The organism is Bacteroides sp. M10 (genome assembly GCF_014334015.1).
Taxonomy (GTDB): domain Bacteria; phylum Bacteroidota; class Bacteroidia; order Bacteroidales; family Bacteroidaceae; genus Bacteroides; species Bacteroides intestinigallinarum.
The window spans coordinates 5,017,505-5,035,655 of the sequence record NZ_CP060488.1 but is presented as its reverse complement, the minus strand read 5'-3'; the positions used below and the strand labels follow the sequence as shown (position 1 = coordinate 5,035,655).

Annotated in this window: 16 protein-coding genes and 1 pseudogene; 12 read left to right on the top strand and 5 right to left on the bottom strand. The window is 39.8% G+C overall.

The genetic code is table 11. The annotated features are described in order from the left end of the window. Nucleotides 1–258: 258 nt before the first annotated feature. Entirely contained in the window at nt 259–498 is a 240-nt protein-coding gene (locus tag H8796_RS18315; RefSeq protein ID WP_117933820.1) for a hypothetical protein, read from the bottom strand. Nucleotides 499–520: 22 nt separating this feature from the next. Continuing rightward, the gene (locus tag H8796_RS18310) at nt 521–1,432 is read right to left on the bottom strand and encodes a YafY family protein (RefSeq protein ID WP_117933818.1); all 912 of its coding nucleotides are present in this window, start codon (nt 1,430–1,432) and stop codon (nt 521–523) included. A gap of 203 nt (nt 1,433–1,635) precedes the next feature. On the opposite strand from H8796_RS18310, the pseudogene H8796_RS18305 reads away from it, so the two are divergent. From H8796_RS18305 to H8796_RS18290, 4 genes and pseudogenes are all read left to right on the top strand, one after another. Beyond that, nucleotides 1,636–2,787 (top strand): annotated as a pseudogene (locus H8796_RS18305) (AAA family ATPase); the annotation flags it as partial. A 58-nt stretch (nt 2,788–2,845) separates the two neighbouring features. Then, nucleotides 2,846–3,466 (top strand): ATP-binding cassette domain-containing protein, encoded by a 621-nt coding sequence (locus tag H8796_RS18300; protein ID WP_004308918.1) that lies wholly within the window; start codon nt 2,846–2,848, stop codon nt 3,464–3,466. Nucleotides 3,467–3,513: 47 nt separating this feature from the next. Beyond that, nucleotides 3,514–4,308 carry an ABC transporter permease gene (locus H8796_RS18295; RefSeq protein ID WP_004308919.1) on the top strand — a complete coding sequence of 265 codons (795 nt, stop codon included), beginning with the start codon at nt 3,514–3,516 and terminating at the stop codon, nt 4,306–4,308. Continuing rightward, the gene (locus H8796_RS18290) at nt 4,305–4,601 is read left to right on the top strand and encodes a hypothetical protein (RefSeq protein WP_117933816.1); all 297 of its coding nucleotides are present in this window, start codon (nt 4,305–4,307) and stop codon (nt 4,599–4,601) included. The genes H8796_RS18295 and H8796_RS18290 overlap by 4 nt, the downstream gene beginning before the upstream one ends. Before the next feature lie 19 nt (nt 4,602–4,620). Here H8796_RS18290 and H8796_RS18285 read toward each other — a convergent pair whose 3' ends face one another. Next, nucleotides 4,621–5,034, bottom strand: a complete 414-nt coding sequence (locus H8796_RS18285) for a DUF4891 domain-containing protein (RefSeq protein WP_117933874.1) — start codon at nt 5,032–5,034, stop codon at nt 4,621–4,623. A gap of 232 nt (nt 5,035–5,266) precedes the next feature. Beyond that, nucleotides 5,267–5,770, bottom strand: coding sequence for an RNA polymerase sigma factor (locus H8796_RS18280; protein ID WP_004303051.1), 504 nt, complete (start codon nt 5,768–5,770; stop codon nt 5,267–5,269). Nucleotides 5,771–6,048: 278 nt separating this feature from the next. Between H8796_RS18280 and H8796_RS18275 the strand changes: the two genes are divergently transcribed. From H8796_RS18275 to H8796_RS18255, 5 genes are all read left to right on the top strand, one after another. Further along, entirely contained in the window at nt 6,049–7,143 is a 1,095-nt protein-coding gene (locus H8796_RS18275; protein WP_117933814.1) for a Nif3-like dinuclear metal center hexameric protein, read from the top strand. 5 nt (nt 7,144–7,148) lie between these two features. Continuing rightward, nucleotides 7,149–7,979: a zinc ribbon domain-containing protein gene (locus H8796_RS18270; protein WP_004295942.1), complete on the top strand. Its 831-nt coding sequence runs from the start codon at nt 7,149–7,151 to the stop codon at nt 7,977–7,979. Between the two features lie 161 nt (nt 7,980–8,140). Beyond that, the gene (locus H8796_RS18265; RefSeq protein ID WP_117933812.1) at nt 8,141–9,538 is read left to right on the top strand and encodes an efflux transporter outer membrane subunit; all 1,398 of its coding nucleotides are present in this window, start codon (nt 8,141–8,143) and stop codon (nt 9,536–9,538) included. 33 nt (nt 9,539–9,571) lie between these two features. Continuing rightward, entirely contained in the window at nt 9,572–10,705 is a 1,134-nt protein-coding gene (locus H8796_RS18260; protein WP_074558530.1) for an efflux RND transporter periplasmic adaptor subunit, read from the top strand. Nucleotides 10,706–10,759: 54 nt separating this feature from the next. Beyond that, entirely contained in the window at nt 10,760–13,909 is a 3,150-nt protein-coding gene (locus H8796_RS18255; RefSeq protein WP_117933810.1) for an efflux RND transporter permease subunit, read from the top strand. A gap of 168 nt (nt 13,910–14,077) precedes the next feature. Here the strand turns inward: H8796_RS18255 and H8796_RS18250 are convergent, their stop codons facing one another. Continuing rightward, the gene (locus H8796_RS18250; protein WP_008647554.1) at nt 14,078–14,527 is read right to left on the bottom strand and encodes a type I restriction enzyme HsdR N-terminal domain-containing protein; all 450 of its coding nucleotides are present in this window, start codon (nt 14,525–14,527) and stop codon (nt 14,078–14,080) included. Between the two features lie 63 nt (nt 14,528–14,590). Here H8796_RS18250 and H8796_RS18245 point away from each other — a divergent pair, with 63 nt between their 5' ends. From H8796_RS18245 to H8796_RS18235, 3 genes are all read left to right on the top strand, one after another. Beyond that, entirely contained in the window at nt 14,591–15,367 is a 777-nt protein-coding gene (locus H8796_RS18245; RefSeq protein WP_004318231.1) for an AMP nucleosidase, read from the top strand. A gap of 23 nt (nt 15,368–15,390) precedes the next feature. After that, a complete protein-coding gene (gene holA, locus H8796_RS18240; RefSeq protein WP_117933808.1) occupies nt 15,391–16,410 on the top strand; it encodes a DNA polymerase III subunit delta in 1,020 nt (339 codons plus the stop codon). A 1,209-nt stretch (nt 16,411–17,619) separates the two neighbouring features. Further along, on the top strand, nt 17,620–18,090 hold the full coding sequence (locus H8796_RS18235) for a helix-turn-helix domain-containing protein (protein WP_117933807.1): 471 nt from the start codon (nt 17,620–17,622) through the stop codon (nt 18,088–18,090). Nucleotides 18,091–18,151: the final 61 nt, after the last annotated feature.

The following is an 18,151-nucleotide window of genomic DNA, read 5'->3' as shown; positions in this document are numbered from 1 at the left end:
ACCCCACACTTGTATAAATATGCGTATAGATAACACATACGAAAATACAAGTGATGAGTGTTATTGTTATCCCTGTTCCTTTTGAAATTTACCAGATTTCCCGAATAAGGATAAAAGCAAAACACTTTCATCTAATAAAATGTAATGTCATATAATTGCTTATGATGACAATGCAAATATAGATATATTTTGCAATATAACACTCTAGGGTATTGTTTTTTTTAGTTTTAAGTATAGTCTTCGTTAACAATCAATCTCTTATTCTATCAAATCTATCTCATCATTCATTTCTCCATTCTCATCGTTATATGAATAAGATTCGGGTATACAGTCAGATAAAAACAGTTCTTCATTCTGTATTTCATCTTCAATTTCTTCTGCGAGATCAATGTTTACGTCAATATTATCGCAGCAGGCGTAGTTGTTGCGATATTGTTGATTGCGTTGCATTTGTTGCTGAAAAAAACTGTTACCAAATAATGCTTTAAATAAATTCATAGCTTTAATGTTAAGCGTTATATTATAAATGTCTTTTTATCGCTTCCTCATAAACTTTCCGTATCCGTTCTCGAAGATGTAATGGATTGATTACTGTAAGTGAACTACTACGTGAGAGCAATGCCATGACAAAATCATTAGTAATACGAAGGCGTAATCTGATTCGAAATTCCATCTCATTATCCGTAATGATTTCTTGCGAATGATGTAAAGGATTCGATTTCAAGAAACTGCCATCCAATACACTATAGCTTAGTTCAATATTTTCTACTGGAATATCTGTCTGGTTCCAGATACCGTAGCTGTCTTTAAATAAGTTGTTTGCATCAATATTCATATTCCTTTTGAAGGTTTCCTCATAAAGGATTTTGAGATTGCGGATACAATCAATATTGAAAGTTTTTAATATGTTGTTGTCATAGGCGAGGAGATACCATCTTTGCTGGTCTTCTTTCAGATAATAAGGTAAGACTTTCTTTTCTCGTACTTTGTTTCCTTCACGTACATAAATATAACTGAATTCTACCGGGTGAAAGAACTTAATGGCTTTCATCAATGCCGGAAGACATTCATTGTCGTTTGGACGATGATGTTCGGCAAGAACATAGGTGTGTAGGTTGGAAGTATTGTCCAAAGCATTTAATAGGTCGAAGTTTAGCAGGAGCCGTTCATATTGCTCCTTTTTTAAATCATCTTCTTCGTTGATGTAATAACCGTTTTGTTTCTTATCAAAACAGATGCGGATACCAAATAGATCTTCTATATCTTTGAAGTCCCGCTGCAAAGTTCTTATATCTACAGGTGTTCCATCTCGTTCTTCCATGCGATGTGTCACGTAGTTCTCTAATTCTTTACGCGGCACATACCGTTGCGATCCTTTCAATTTATTGATAATGACCAGCATTCGTTGCATTCCTTCCCGTTTCTTGCCCATATTTGTTATTAATTTTAATTATCAAGAGCAAAGATAATGTCACGTGACGACAAAACATGTCGTTCTAAGAAATTTTTATATGAAAAAAGGGGTTTTGATACCTATCATTTGAGTTTGATATGAAAAAACTTTCGTATCGGACTTTGTGTTATTGGGTGGAAAAGGCTATCTTTGTATCTGTCAACTTATAAAGTTATGAGTATATGAGTAATAAAATTTATCCTATCGGCATACAGAACTTCGAGAAAATTCGCAAAGGAGGTTATTGCTATATAGATAAGACTGCTTGGATATATCAAATGGTGAAAACTGGCAGTTATTATTTTCTTAGTCGTCCACGTCGTTTTGGGAAAAGTTTGTTACTATCTACTTTGGAAGCCTATTTTCAGGGGAAGAAAGAACTTTTCGAAGGATTGGCAATAGAGAAACTGGAAAAAGATTGGATCAAATATCCCATTCTGCATTTAGATCTGAATGCAGAGAAATATACGACTCCTGAAGCACTCGACCAGGTTTTAGAGAGTGCTTTACGGGGGTGGGAAGCTCTCTATGGTGCACAGGATTATGAGAAAACATTCGCTTCCCGCTTTCAAGGTATTATTCAGCGTGCTTGTGAGAAAGAGGGCCAGAGTGTCGTTATTCTTGTGGATGAATACGATAAGCCTATGTTACAGGCGATTGGTAATGATGAACTCCAGAAGAGTTTTCGTGATACATTGAAGGCTTTCTATGGAGCTTTAAAAAGCAAGGATGGCTGCATTAAATTTGGTATGCTTACGGGAGTTACAAAATTCGGAAAGGTAAGTGTATTCAGCGATCTGAATAATCTGGAGGATATTTCTATGCGTCAGCAGTATATAGAAATCTGCGGAATCAGTGATCGTGAGTTGCATGAGAACTTTGAAACTGAATTGCATGAATTTGCCGATGCGCAAGGTTTGACGTATGATGAAATTTGCACAGAAATGCGTGAAAGATATGATGGTTATCATTTCACTCATGATTCTATAGGTATGTATAATCCGTTCAGTGTACTTAATACCCTTAAATACAATGTGTTTGGCAACTACTGGTTTGAAACGGGCACACCTACTTATCTGGTCGAATTACTAAAAAAACATCATTACGATCTTCACCGGATGGCTCATGAAGAAACCAGTGCCGACGTACTGAATAGTATTGATTCAACTTCCGACAATCCTATCCCTGTGATTTATCAGAGCGGTTATCTTACCATAAAAGGCTACGATCGTGAATTTGAAACTTATCGCCTGGGATTTCCCAATCGTGAAGTGGAGGAAGGTTTTGTGAAATATCTCATGCCTTTTTATGCCAATATAAATGCCGTAGAATCATACTTGAATGTTTAAGATGACAGAACAATTTTGGTAAGATTTTCAAGAGAACAAATAGATGTTACATATTAATAATGCCTGTATTGCTTTTGGTACGGAAGTGCTTTTCTCCGGTTTCAGTATGAAGTTGGAAAGGGGAGAAACGGCTTGCATTGTCGGTCAATCCGGTTGTGGAAAGACTTCGTTGCTGAATGCGGTAATGGGGTTTGTGCCTTTGAAAGAAGGATCTATACAGGTAGGGGAAACATTGCTTGATATATCGACTATTGATAGTGTCCGCAGACAGATTGCATGGATTCCTCAAGAATTGGCACTACCTTTTGAATGGGTCAAAGAGATGGTGGCTCTCCCGTTCGGACTGAAAGTGAATCGTTCTGTTCCTTTTTCGGAAGAAAGACTTTTCACTTGTTTCGATGAATTGGGGCTGGAACACGAATTATATACAAAGAGGGTGAATGAAGTATCGGGTGGTCAACGCCAACGTATTATGTTGGCTGTGGCTGCAATGCTCAACAAACCTCTCATTATCATAGATGAACCGACTTCTGCTTTGGATGCCGGATCAACCGGTAAAGTCCTGTCTTTTTTCCGGCGACAGGCGGAAAGGGGAACGGCTGTGTTAGCCGTATCACATGATAAGGACTTTGCTTCGGGCTGTCATTATTTAATAGAACTGTAATTAATTGAACTGTAACGCAAATCGGATAGAATTGTTAAGAATATATTGTGGGAACGATTGATATATCATATTATAATCTCTTTATAGGGCTGCTATTGCTTGCCATTCCGTTTTTTTACCTTTGGAAATTTAAAACGGGATTGCTGAAACCTGCCGTGATTGGTACATTACGGATGATTATCCAGCTGTTCTTTATCGGCATGTATCTGAAATATCTCTTTTTATGGAACAATCCCTGGATTAATTTTCTTTGGGTGATAATTATGGTATTCGTGGCCGGGCAGACCGCATTGGTACGTACCCAGTTGAAACGTAGTGTTTTATTAATCCCTATTACGGTAGGATTTCTTTGTAGTGTTGTATTGGTAGGCATCTATTTTATCGGTATTGTTCTCCAACTGGATAATATATTTAGCGCCCAATACTTTATTCCAATATTTGGAATTCTGATGGGTAATATGCTGTCGAGCAATGTAATAGCTTTGAATACTTATTATAGTGGATTGAAACGTGAACAGCAACTATATCGGTATTTATTGGGAAACGGAGCAACAAGGCAGGAAGCACAGGCTCCATTTATCCGGCAGGCCATCATTAAATCGTTTAGTCCCCTGATTGCAAACATTGCCGTGATGGGATTGGTGGCTCTTCCGGGCACGATGATCGGACAAATTCTGGGAGGAAGCAGCCCGAATGTCGCTATCAAGTATCAGATGATGATTATGGTGATTACTTTCACAGCATCTATGCTATCGCTAATGATTACTATTTCATTGGCTTCGCGTCGATCTTTTGATGCATACGGAAAACTGCTGGAGGTAACAAAAGAACCCAGGAAATGACTGTTATTGACCAGATATTCCATAAAGTAGCTGAAATAGCTATTCCACATTTCTTTATAACAGTGGATTTTTCAGCATCCGGCACAGAAATGCCGGAACATATCGAGGCTTTCCTGCAGGAAAAATACGAAGCAATTCTTCGTGGAGCCAGTGGACGTAAATTTATCTATAAGGAAGGAGAGTGGCGGCTTATTTTCACTTTCTTCCCTACGGACAGAGTCGTAGACGAACGGTATGCACTGAAAAACAAGGTACAAATGAAAAATGAGGTGCAAATGAAAAGCAAAAGCTAACCGGTTATTAGCGTGTTTATTATTTGCCTTTCAACATTCCCCATAAGCAGCGAAGCTGCACGAATTGTTCTCCGGGTTGCACATAACCGCCTTCAAACATCTTTTCCGTTACTTGAAATTTGGAGAGGTGATGGCGTATATACTTCTCTACATCAGGCGATTGTTTCTTGACGAATGACAGCAAATCAACTTTCCCGTCTTCGCGAATGAGCACCTTAGCTTTGATTGTGCGAAAACCGTACTCTTTGCAGTGTTTGGTTTCTACTTTATCAATCCAGAAGATAGCGGTAGCTTTGACCGTATCTGCCGCACAATCTTCGATATTGTTAATCTTTGCAGCCTCGGCTACGGACATTTCGATACTATCACTTTTCTTGGGCTGGCAAGAAATCATCATAACTAACAGGAACAGTAAAGTCAAATTTGTTTTCATCGTATTCATTATTTAGATGAAGTAAAAGTACAGAATTTCAATAAATAACGGAAGTTTTAGGCGAAAATTTATAATTAGTTTTTATTCCGGAGCCGATTTTTATCCGAATTTATCCGATGAAAACAGGCAAAAGGCAAAAAGAATATAAACTCTTTTTGCCTTTTGCCTATTGATAAAACTGAAAAATGAAATTAACTGTTTAATCTAAAATTTATATGGATATAGTTATGGTTTAGCGGAAGTCTTTCAGTTCTTCCTGTAATTTCTGACGGGTAAAGAAGATCCGACTTTTTACGGTACCCAACGGAAGATTCAATTTTTCTGCTATTTCGCGGTATTTGAATCCGGAAACGTGCATAGCGAACGGAACCCTGTATTCTTTCGGAAGAGCATTGACTACACGGTGCATCTCTTTTAGGTCGTATGTCCTTTCAGTACTTTCAAACCCTGCATCTTGCGGCAAATTAAGATGATAGAGATTATCGGTCTTGTCGACAAATGTCTGGTCGCGAACTACCTTACGATAATTATTGATAAAGATATTGCGCATGATGGTGTACATCCATCCTTTGAAATTTGTATCGGGTGTATATTTATCTTCATTATCTAATGCTTTCAATGAGGTTTCCTGCAGCAAATCGTTTGCTTCTTCGCGGTCTGTTGTCAGTTTGTATGCGAAACGTAGTAATTCTTCCTGAACTCCTACCAAATCTTTTCTGAAGCTTAAACTTTTCATATGTGTTGTTTTTAAAATGTGAGTATTCGTTGTAAAAATTTTGATGATGCAAGTTTAAGATATTTTGTCAACCTTGGTAGGGGAGAATCAGACGTAATTTAGGGGAATTTCTATCAACAGATAGTTTTTAGGTCCTTTTTGATAGTTTCTGGGTGGTATTTTATATCTTTTACGGGGATCTCAAAAAATGGATAACGATAAATTCTCTAAAAAACGATCACTTAGTATGTTAATTCCTATTTTATTTATTATCTTTGCAACCAAATTTTCTACCAATAATGAAAATTAAGGAAATAGTAAGCGCCCTTGAACGATTCGCGCCTCTGCCATTGCAAGACGGATTTGATAATGCCGGCCTGCAAATCGGATTGACAGAAGCGGAAGCAACAGGGGCTTTGTTGTGTCTTGACGTTACCGAAGCTGTGTTGGATGAAGCTATCGCGCTGGGGTACAATCTCGTTATATCGCACCATCCGCTCATTTTCAAGGGCTATAAATCTATCACGGGCAAAGATTACGTGGAACGCTGCATACTGAAAGCAATAAAGAATGATATTGTGATCTATTCAGCACATACTAATCTTGATAATGCACAAGGTGGAGTCAATTATAAGATAGCAGAGAAAATAGGGTTGAAGAATCTGAAAGTGCTCGAACCGAAAGAGAACAGTCTGATTAAGCTGGTGACTTTCGTGCCGGATGCACAAGCCGATAGTGTGCGTGAAGCATTGTTTGCAGCCGGATGCGGAAATATAGGTAACTATGATTCATGCAGTTACAATCTGAAAGGAGAGGGAACTTTCCGGGCAAAAGAGGGAACGCATCCTTTCTGTGGAACAATCGGTGAACTGCATCATGAAAATGAAGTAAGGATTGAAACCATTCTTCCTGTATATAAGAAAGCAGAAGTTATAAAGGCTTTATTGTCTGTACATCCTTATGAGGAACCGGCATTCGACTTGTATCCGTTGCAGAATGACTGGTTGCAGGCAGGTTCGGGAATTGTAGGTGAATTGGATGAATCGGAAACGGAACTCGAGTTTCTGAAACGCATCAAGAAAATCTTCGAAGTGGGTTGTGTACGTCATAACAAACTGACGGGGAGAGAAATACAGAAGGTTGCCTTATGTGGTGGTGCCGGAGCTTTCCTGCTTCCACAGGCAATTCGGACGGGGGCGGATGTCTTTATTACGGGAGAAATCAAATATCATGATTATTTCGGCCATGAGGGTGATATTCTGATGGCAGAGATTGGTCATTACGAAAGCGAACAATATACAAAAGAAATTTTTTATTCCATAATCCGGGATTTATTTCCTAATTTTGCACTCCAATTGAGTAAAATAAATACGAATCCCATAAAATATTTATAAGTAAAATGGCTAGAGAAGCAAAAAAAGATCCGAATGAGTTGACAGTAGAACAGAAACTGAAGACACTGTTCCAACTGCAAACGATGTTGTCTAAGATTGATGAAATCAAGACATTGAGAGGTGAACTTCCGTTGGAAGTGCAAGACCTTGAAGATGAAATTGCTGGTTTGAGTACCCGTATCGACAAGATCAAAGCTGAAGTGGATGAACTGAAATCTGCTATTGCCGGCAAGAGAGTAGAAATCGAAACAGCAAAGGCTTCAGTAGAAAAATATAAGTCACAACAAGACAATGTTCGCAATAACCGTGAATATGATTTCTTGACGAAAGAAATCGAATTCCAGACATTGGAAATCGAACTTTGCGAAAAGAGAATCAAGGAATATTCTGCTGATAAAGAAGAAAAAGAGGCCGAAGTAACGAAGAACGATCAGATTCTTAACGAAAGACTGAAAGACCTTGAGCAGAAGAAGAGCGAACTGGACGAAATTATCTCTGAAACCAAACAGGAAGAAGAGAAATTGAGAGACAAAGCTAAAGATCTGGAAACTAAGATTGAACCGCGTCTGTTGCAGTCTTTCAAACGTATCCGTAAGAACTCTCGCAACGGATTGGGTATTGTATACGTACAGCGTGACGCTTGTGGTGGTTGCTTTAACAAGATTCCGCCCCAGAGACAACTGGATATCCGTTCTCGTAAGAAAGTAATCGTTTGCGAATATTGCGGACGTATTATGATTGACCCGGAATTGGCTGGCGTACAAATCGAACACAAGGTGGAAGAAGCTCCGGTAGCTACTACCAAAAGAGCTATCAGAAGAAAAACTGCTGAATAAGAAGAGTAGTGAAGTAAGTAAAGTTACTTTTTTGATATATAATAAGCCCTGCAGCAATGCGGGGCTTTTTTTGTTTTAGCAAGTGCTCGTATAAAAAAGAATCGATAAACAAACTTACCCTTTAGTTGTTATCTTTTCATTTCATAAAAACCTGAACTGATATGAATATACGAGTGTGGGGCACATCGCTCCTTATGTTTCTTTCAACTGTGACCGCGGTTGGACAGACCGCAAACCGTTATTTGAAAGCTCCGCTTCCTCAAGATTGGGAAGAGAGCGGGGAAGTGTTTCAACAGATACTTCCAGTGGATGACCATTGGTGGAAGTCATTCCAAGACACCAAACTGGACTCTTTGATAGCTCTGGCAGTAGATCGTAATTACTCCGTTGTCATGGCAATCAACCGTATAGCTGCCGCTCGTGCCAATCTTTGGATAGAACGCAGTAACTTCTTTCCTTCCATCGGATTGAATGCAGGATGGACCCGTCAGGAAACCAGTGGAAATACAAGTTCACTGCCCCAAACAACCGATCATTATTATGATGCTTCGCTAAGCATGAGCTGGGAGCTTGATATTTTCGGCAGTATCCGTAAACGGGTAAAAGCGCAGAAAGAGAATTTCGCCGCCAGCAAGGAAGAATACACAGGAGTCATGGTCTCATTAGCTGCAGAAGTAGCCTCGGCTTATATCAATCTAAGGGAGTTGCAACAAGAGCTTGAAGTGGTGAAGAAAAACAGTGCTTCGCAGGAAGAAGTCCTGAAAATCACGGAAGTACGCTATAACACCGGGCTGGTTGCCAAACTCGATGTGGCACAGGCCAAGTCTGTATTATATAGCACAAAAGCCTCCATTCCCCAGTTGGAAGCGGGTATCAATCAGTATATCACAACATTGGCTGTCTTATTGGGAATGTATCCCCAGGACATTCGTCCTGCTCTTGAATCCAGTGGCACATTGCCCGATTATATGGAACCTATCGGAGTGGGAATGCCTGTCGATTTATTACTGCGACGGCCTGATGTACGAAGTGCGGAATTGAGCGTAAATGCGCAGGCAGCATTGCTCGGAGCTTCGAAAGCGGATTGGTTGCCGAAAGTTTTCTTGAAAGGTTCATTTGGATATGCCGCCCGTGACCTGAAGGATCTCACCAAAAGTAAAAGTATGACTTATGAAATTGCTCCGTCATTGAACTGGACTATTTTCAATGGAGGACAGCTGGTGAATGCAACCCGGCTGGCAAAAGCGCAACTGGATGAAGCAATCAACCAGTTTAATCAGACGGTTTTAACTGCCGTACAGGAAACGGACAATGCTATGAATTCCTACCGGAATTCAATCAAACAGATTGTAGCCCTGCGGGAAGTACGCAATCAAGGAATTGAGACATTGAAACTTTCACTGGAACTTTATAAACAGGGACTTTCGCCTTTCCAAAACGTACTTGATGCACAACGTTCTCTGTTATCTTATGAGAATCAGCTGGTACAGGCACAAGGTAGTTCGCTTTTGCAACTGATAGCCCTCTACAAGGCTTTAGGGGGTGGTTGGAGAGAATAAAAATCAATCTATAAAATATATAACCTAACAGATATGAAAAAACTGATGTATATCTTTCTTGCACTGCCTATATTGACGGGTTGCAAGGAGAAGAAAAGTACAGGAGCGATGGGAGGTATGCCAACTCCGGAAATTAGTGTGACCAAACCCATAGTGGAGGATATTACTTTGACGAAAGATTATCCGGGTTATCTGACAACAGAAAAGACGGTGAATCTTGTAGCCAGGGTGAACGGAACCTTGCAGTCTACCTCTTATGTCGCAGGTGGACGGGTGAAACAGGGGCAACTGTTGTTTGTCATCGAACCAACCTTATATAAAGATCAGGTGGAGCAAGCAGAAGCAGAACTGAAAACTGCCCAAGCGCAATTGGAATATGCTCGTAATAATTATAGCCGTATGAAAGAGGCTGTAAAGAGTGATGCGGTCAGTCAGATACAGGTACTTCAGGCTGAATCTTCTGTGAAAGAGGGTGTTGCAGCTGTCAGCAACGCGGAAGCAGCTTTGAGCACCGCCCGTACAAACTTGGGATATTGTTATGTCCGTGCACCGTTTGACGGCACCATCAGTAAGGCGACTGTAGATATAGGAAGTTATGTAGGCGGTTCGTTGCAACCAGTCACATTGGCTACTATTTATAAAGATAATCAGATGTATGCTTACTTTAATGTTGCTGATAATCAATGGTTGGCAATGACGATGGATACCCAGCAGTTACCGACTGATCTTCCTAAAAAAATAATGGTTCAACTGGGAAAGGGGGGAACTGAAAGTTATCCGGCTACACTCGATTATCTTTCACCAAATGTAGATGTGAATACAGGAACACTGATGGTTCGTGCCAATTTTGATAACCCGAAAGGGATATTGAAGAGCGGATTATATGTAAGCATAACTTTACCTTATGGAGAAGCTAAAAATGCCATGCTGGTGAAAGAGGGCTCTATCGGAACCGACCAGTTAGGCAAGTACTTATATGTTGTAAATGATTCGAATATAGTTCATTACCGGCATATTGAAATAGGGCAGTTGGTCGACGGCACTTTACGGCAGGTATTGGGTGGACTTTCCCCGCAGGAACAGTATGTCACGGAGGCTTTGATGAAAGTCAGAGACGGAATGAAAGTAAAGCCACTTCCTGATTCCCTCCCTAAAAGAGGGAAATAAGGTCTTTTGGATAACTGATTGATTAACAAATGAAATCTTTTAAACCTATACATTATGTTTTCTAAGTTTTTTATCAACCGACCGATATTTGCTACTGTCCTTGCCCTGCTTATTGTAGTAGCCGGTCTGGTCACACTCAATATATTGCCTGTGGCGCAATTTCCGGAGATCACACCGCCAACGGTGCAGGTCTCTGCCGTTTATCCCGGGGCAAATGCTGAAACTGTTGCTCAAACAGTGGGTATTCCTATCGAACAGCAGGTGAATGGTGTGGACGGCATGCTTTATATGTCTTCCAATTCTTCATCTTCGGGAGCATATTCTCTGACTATTACATTCGCTGTTGGTACGGACATCGATATGGCAACTGTGCAGGTACAAAACAGGGTAAGTATCGCACAATCATCGCTGCCGGAACCGGTGGTGGTGCAAGGGGTCACTGTGCAGAAACAATCTTCAAACATTGTGATGTTTTTGACAATGACTTCGCAGGACTCTGTGTACAACAGCCTGTATCTGACTAATTATGCCAAATTGAATTTAGTGGACCAGCTGACACGTGTGCCCGGAGTGGGTGCTGTGAATGTGATGGGAGCAGGGGACTATTCGATGCGCATCTGGCTCGATCCGGAGGCTATGCGTATACGGAATATTTCACCGCAGCAAGTCTATCAATCCATCCAGTCGCAGAATGTGGAAGTATCCGCCGGATATATCGGTCAACCTATCGGACAGGATAATAATAATGCTTTTCAGTATACTTTGAATGTTCAGGGACGATTGAATTCTCCTGAACAGTTCGGAGATATTATTATTCGCCGTGAGCAGGACGGAGCGATGCTTCGTCTGAAAGATATTGCACGCATTGATTTGGGGTCTGCTTCATACAGTGTAGTGTCGCGATTGAATGGAAAACCTACGGCTGCTATTGCTATTTACCAGCAACCGGGTTCCAATTCGCTGGATGTTTCAAAAGGAGTGAAAGCTAAGATGGAGGAACTGGCGGAAAGTTTCCCGTCAGGAGTGGCCTATAATGTCACTTTGGATACGACTGATGTCATCCATGCTTCCATTGATGAAGTGATGGTCACCTTTTTTGAAACGACTTTGCTGGTGATACTCGTTATTTTCTTGTTCCTGCAGAATTGGCGGGCAGTGATTATTCCTTGTATCACTATCCCGGTATCGCTGATCGGTACATTTGCCGTAATGGCGGCATTTGGTTTCTCTATCAACACATTAACATTGTTCGGACTGATTTTGGCAGTTGCTATTGTGGTGGATGATGCGATAGTGGTGGTGGAGAACGCTTCGAGGTTATTGGAAACCGGGCAGTACTCACCTCGTGAAGCGGTGACAAAAGCGATGGGAGAGATCACGGGTCCGATTGTCGGGGTGGTTCTCGTATTGCTCGCCGTGTTTATTCCAACAATGATGATTAGTGGAATTTCAGGTCAGCTGTATAAGCAGTTTGCACTGACTATTGCCGCTTCTACCGTATTGAGCGGTTTCAATTCGTTAACATTGACTCCTGCACTTTGCGCACTGTTTCTTGAAAAGAGTAAACCTTCTAACTTCTTTATATACAAAGGTTTCAATAAGGCTTATGACAAGATACAAGGGGTATATGACAAAATTGTCAAATGGTTGCTTCAACGTCCGGGAATGGCTCTCGCTTCTTATGGCGCTTTGACTGTTATTGCTCTATTGCTTTTTATGCATTGGCCGTCAACTTTTATCCCGGACGAGGATGACGGATATTTTATTGCTGTTGTTCAACTTCCGCCTGCCGCCAGCCTTGAGCGTACGCAAGCAGTGGGAGAAAAGATAAACGGTATTCTGGATTCTTATTCGGAGGTAAAGAATTATATTGGTATTTCCGGCTTTTCTATCATGGGTGGTGGCGAACAGAGTAACTCGGCAACTTATTTTGTGGTTCTGAAAAACTGGAGTGAGAGGAAAGGGAAGGAGCATACGGCTGCTGCCATAGTCAACCGTTTTAATGGTGAAGCGTATATGACTATTCAGGCTGCGGAAGTATTTGCCATGGTTCCTCCGGCTATTCCGGGGTTGGGTGCATCCGGTGGTTTACAGCTTCAGTTGGAAGACCGGCGTAATCTGGGACCGACGGAAATGCAGCAGGCCATCAATGCCTTGCTTGCTACTTATCATTCAAAACCGGCTTTAGCATCTGTATCCAGCCAGTATCAGGCAAATGTTCCGCAATATTTCTTGAATATCGACCGTGACAAAGTCCAGTTTATGGGAATTGCCTTGAACGATGTTTTCTCTACATTGGGCTATTATATGGGAGCGGCTTATGTGAATGATTTTGTTGAATTCGGCCGTATTTACCAGGTGAAAATCGAGGCGCGCGATCAAGCACAGCGGGTAATTGATGATGTCTTGAAGCTAAGCGTGCCGAATTCGGCAGGAGAGATGGTGCCTTTTTCTTCTTTCACCAAAGTGGAGGAACAGTTAGGCCAAGACCAGATTAACCGCTATAATATGTACTCGACTGCTTCTCTGACTTGTAATGTTGCTCCGGGAAGTAGTACCGGGCAGGCTATTCAAGAAGTGGAAGCATTGTTTAAGGAACAGCTGGGAGATGAGTTTGGGTATGAATGGACTTCCGTTGCCTATCAGGAAACCCAGGCTGGGAATACGACTACCATTGTTCTGATTATGGCGTTAATTGTTGCTTTCCTGGTACTTGCTGCACAGTATGAAAGTTGGACCAGCCCGGTAGCAGCCGTCATCGGATTGCCGGTAGCCTTATTAGGTGCCATGATTGGCTGTCTGATTATGGGAACTCCAGTCAGTATTTATACGCAAATCGGTATAATCCTGTTGGTTGCACTTTCTGCAAAGAACGGAATTTTGATTGTGGAATTTGCCCGTGATTTCCGTGCCGAGGGTAATTCAATTAGGGAAGCTGCCTTTGAAGCGGGGCATGTCCGCTTGCGTCCGATCCTGATGACTTCTTTTGCTTTTGTATTAGGAGTGATGCCCTTGTTGTTCGCCACCGGCGCAGGTGCACAAAGTCGTATAGCATTGGGTGCCGCTGTGGTATTTGGTATGGCCATGAACACTTTATTGGCTACCATTTATATTCCTAATTTCTACGAATTCATGCAGAAATTGCAAGAGCGATTCAGCAAAAAGAAAGGAAATGAGGATAGTGAGAAAGATGTTGCCGTATAGAAAAGGCTGTTTGAAGACTATCTGAAAGGGGAGTTGGTATAGTGACGCCATCTGTTTGGGATGGTGTCACCATAGTAAGCAAATAGCGTCACTATCTTGAACGGATAGTGACGCTATTTTATTCTTGCAGGTAAGTATGTTTTTTAAGGCGAATGAAGCGGATCATTTTTATAAAGATTTGTAATCTGGAATATCCTGAAGGAACGTATAACTCTGATTCTCATAATCCATCTGGCAACAATAATGTTGCATTCCGTTGCTGACAATCAGATAATCTACTTTCAATACCATATTATACCGGGTGATCTGATCGAAAACAGCCTGTGTGATTTCGATATGTGGTGCTTTATATTCCACAATCATCCGGGCTGATAAATCCCTCCGATAAAGTACGGTGTCGCATCGTTTGGTAGTACCGTTCAACTTTACCATTACTTCATTGGCCAGAAGGGCAGTCGGATATCCTTTGTGTGCAATAAGAAAGTGAACAAAGTGTTGCCGTACCCATTCTTCAGGGGTAAGGGCGACATATCGTTTACGAATTACGTCGAAAATTACATTTTTTCCGTTTCGTACGTTTATTTTAGTGTCGAATACTGGTAGGTTTAACGATAACATTTATTATTTTTGTAAGTTAAATAATGGTTCCCATTATTGGGAGCACAAATTTAATAGATAATTATGAAAACAAAAGAAGAAATCGTAGCTAATTGGCTGCCCCGTTACACAAAACGTAACCTGGAGGATTTTGGAGAGTATATTCTGTTGACTAACTTCAACAAGTACGTCGAGATTTTCGCAAATCAGTTTAATGTTCCCATCTTAGGAAGGGATGCAAATATGATTTCTGCTTCTGCCGAAGGTATCACTATGATTAACTTTGGCATGGGAAGTCCCAACGCTGCCATCATCATGGACTTGCTGGGAGCTATTCAACCCAAAGCTTGTTTGTTTCTGGGAAAATGTGGTGGTATCGACAAGAAAAACCAGCTTGGCGACTTGATTCTCCCCATTGCAGCTATCCGTGGAGAGGGAACTTCTAACGATTATTTTCCTCCCGAAGTTCCTGCATTACCTGCATTTATGTTGCAGCGTGCCGTTTCTTCATCCATCCGTGACAAAGGTCGTGACTATTGGACCGGTACCGTATATACCACCAACCGCCGTATCTGGGAACATGATGATGCATTCAAAGAATATCTGAAAAAGACCCGGGCTATGGCAGTTGATATGGAAACTGCAACTTTGTTCAGTTGTGGCTTTGCCAATCATATTCCTACCGGCGCATTATTATTAGTGTCCGATCAGCCAATGACTCCCGACGGAGTAAAAACAGATAGAAGTGATAGTTTGGTTACCAGAAATTATGTAGAAGAGCATGTTGAAATTGGTATTGCTTCTTTGCGTATGATTATTGATGAAAAGAAAACTGTTAAACACTTGAAATTCGACTGGTAATCCGGTCTTTCTGAAAATTATATATGGCAAAACAAGAACTGACCTGTGATGACATCCTCAAGGAATTGAGAGCAAAGCAGTATCGCCCTATCTATTACCTGATGGGAGAAGAGTCGTATTATATCGATTTGATTGCAGATTACATAACGGATAATGTGTTGAGTGAGACGGAAAAAGAGTTCAACCTGACTGTTGTGTATGGGGCTGATGTGGATGTGGCAACGATTATAAATGCTGCAAAGCGTTATCCCATGATGTCGGAACACCAAGTAGTAGTAGTTAAGGAAGCGCAGGCGGTACGTAATATGGAAGAGTTGTCGTATTATCTTCAAAAGCCTTTGCTTTCCACCATTTTAGTGATATGCCATAAGCATGGAACGTTGGATCGTAGAAAGAAGCTGGCTGCCGAGGTGGACAAAGTTGGTGTGCTGTTTGAATCTAAAAAAATAAAGGATGCACAACTCCCCGGTTTTATAGCCTCCTATATGAAACGGAAAGGAGTTGATATGGAACCTAAAGCAACTGCTATGCTTGCTGATTTTGTAGGTTCAGATTTGAGTCGTCTGACCGGAGAACTTGAAAAGTTGATTATCACTTTACCTGCCGGGCAAAAACGTGTAACTCCTGAACAGATAGAAAAAAACATAGGCATAAGCAAAGATTATAATAACTTTGAATTGCGCAGCGCTTTAGTGGAAAAGGATATATTGAAAGCCAATAAGATAATAAAATATTTTGAGGAAAATCCGAAAACTAATCCGATCCAAATGACGCTGTCTTTATTATTCAGCTTTTACTCCAACCTAATGTTGACTTATTATGCACCGGATAAATCAGAGCAAGGGATTGCAAATATGCTAGGGTTAAGAACTCCTTGGCAGGCTCGGGATTATATGGCAGCAATGCGAAAATATAGCGGAGTAAAGACCATGCAAATTGTTGGAGAAATACGATATGCTGATGCAAAATCCAAAGGAGTCCAAAATAGTTCTATGACAGATGGAGATATTCTTCGTGAATTAGTGTTCAAAATTTTGCATTAAGTAGGATTAATAATTACTTATATAATCAGACATATACTTTTACCGTAGATAGAAACGGGAAGTATATGTCTTTTTTGTATTCTCGCAATTACTTCCATTATAAAAAAGACTTTCACAATGCCAGTGATTATTTTACAAATAGATTTACTCCTTTTGTAGTTTTATAGAGTTACCCATTTAACGAACTACACAAAGTATATTTTTAAAATTTTGTATTGATCTGCCTTCAAGGAAATTTTTTCTTTTAAATAGGAGCTTTAATTTTTAAACGAGAAAAGTTTACTTATTCTTGAGTTTATCAAAAAAACATTTTGGATTTTAAAGGGATCGTTTTATAGTGAGAATGGAGATTTTTTCTTTTCTCTATAATCATCCATTAGTGTCATTTTGATAATCCAGAGTATATTTGATTACTATAAGCCTATTTTTTCTAGTTTAATAGAAAAATAGAATCAGAATTATAGGGGTAAGTCTTTGTATTTCATTTGTTTATGCAAAAAAAGAGCCTCCTAGAATCGGAAAAAAATAAATAAGTGGAGATCGGTACGGAAATATTGCAAGGATTTTCTTTTTAGAGAAGATTGTAAAGGATGATTAGAAAAAAATAGCAATATACATTGGTAAAGTATGAGTTGATCCCTTCCTTTTATTGCTTTTGCAACTATCAATATTTACTTTTGTGTATTTATGTGGTTACAAATATGCTGTATACTTATGTGAACAGATTCCAAATGTAATTAGAAGATAGTGTTTACAATAATATATTTATGTGTTTACAATAATAATACCTTATATACAAATGTAGTTTTTCAGGCATTAACAAATACTTTTATCTCTATTATTTTATTATAAATCAATATTATATAGTTTATTATATCAATTTGTGCTATAAGAGCCTTCTCTATGTGGTATGTATATTTGTGAATGTCTCTATTTGAGTTTCATTTGTGCTATATATGTGGTTGTATATCTGCATTTTATGTTATATAATTAAACTAAAGCTATATGTTTATAATAACTCGTTTTATTCTATATACAAGCGTAATATTCGATTTGTATAACGTGGTATACTTTTGTAATATTGATATTTTTATATTTGTAATTTGCTTTTGTGAATCTAAATATTTACCTTTGTATAATCAATGAGATAGTGCGTATTTTTGTGAAATAGGTGCATAACACATACAATTGTAATAAAAAGAAGGTAGTATGGAAATAAAAGACAGAATCAGAATGATAATGGAAAGAGAAAAAGTTCCTCCTAGAGTTTTTGCTGAAACAATTGGAGTGCAACAATCTACTCTCTCTCATATTTTAAATGATCGGAATAAACCCAGCTTAGAGGTCGTTATGAAGGTTCATCAAAAGTATGACTATGTAAATCTTGAATGGTTGCTTTATGGTAAGGGCGAAATGATGGTGTCTGAAGAAGGAACTTCCTTTTCTTCTTCTAATCACGATTATCTGCCTTCTTTATTTGACGAGAATCCCGTAAATCCGTTCAAAGAGCCGACTCTTCCGGAAAATCGCAAGGAAACGCCGTTAAGAAACGCCGAAAATACCCCCAAAGAGATTGTAAAACAAGAGATTAGGTATATAGAAAAGCCTGCCAGGAAAATCACGGAAATAAGAATATTTTTTGATGATAATACCTATGAGACGTTTCGACCTGAAAAATGAAGAGTAAAATCGGTGGTTTGAGCAATTTCCTGTATCTTTGCACCCGGAATACGAATTTATA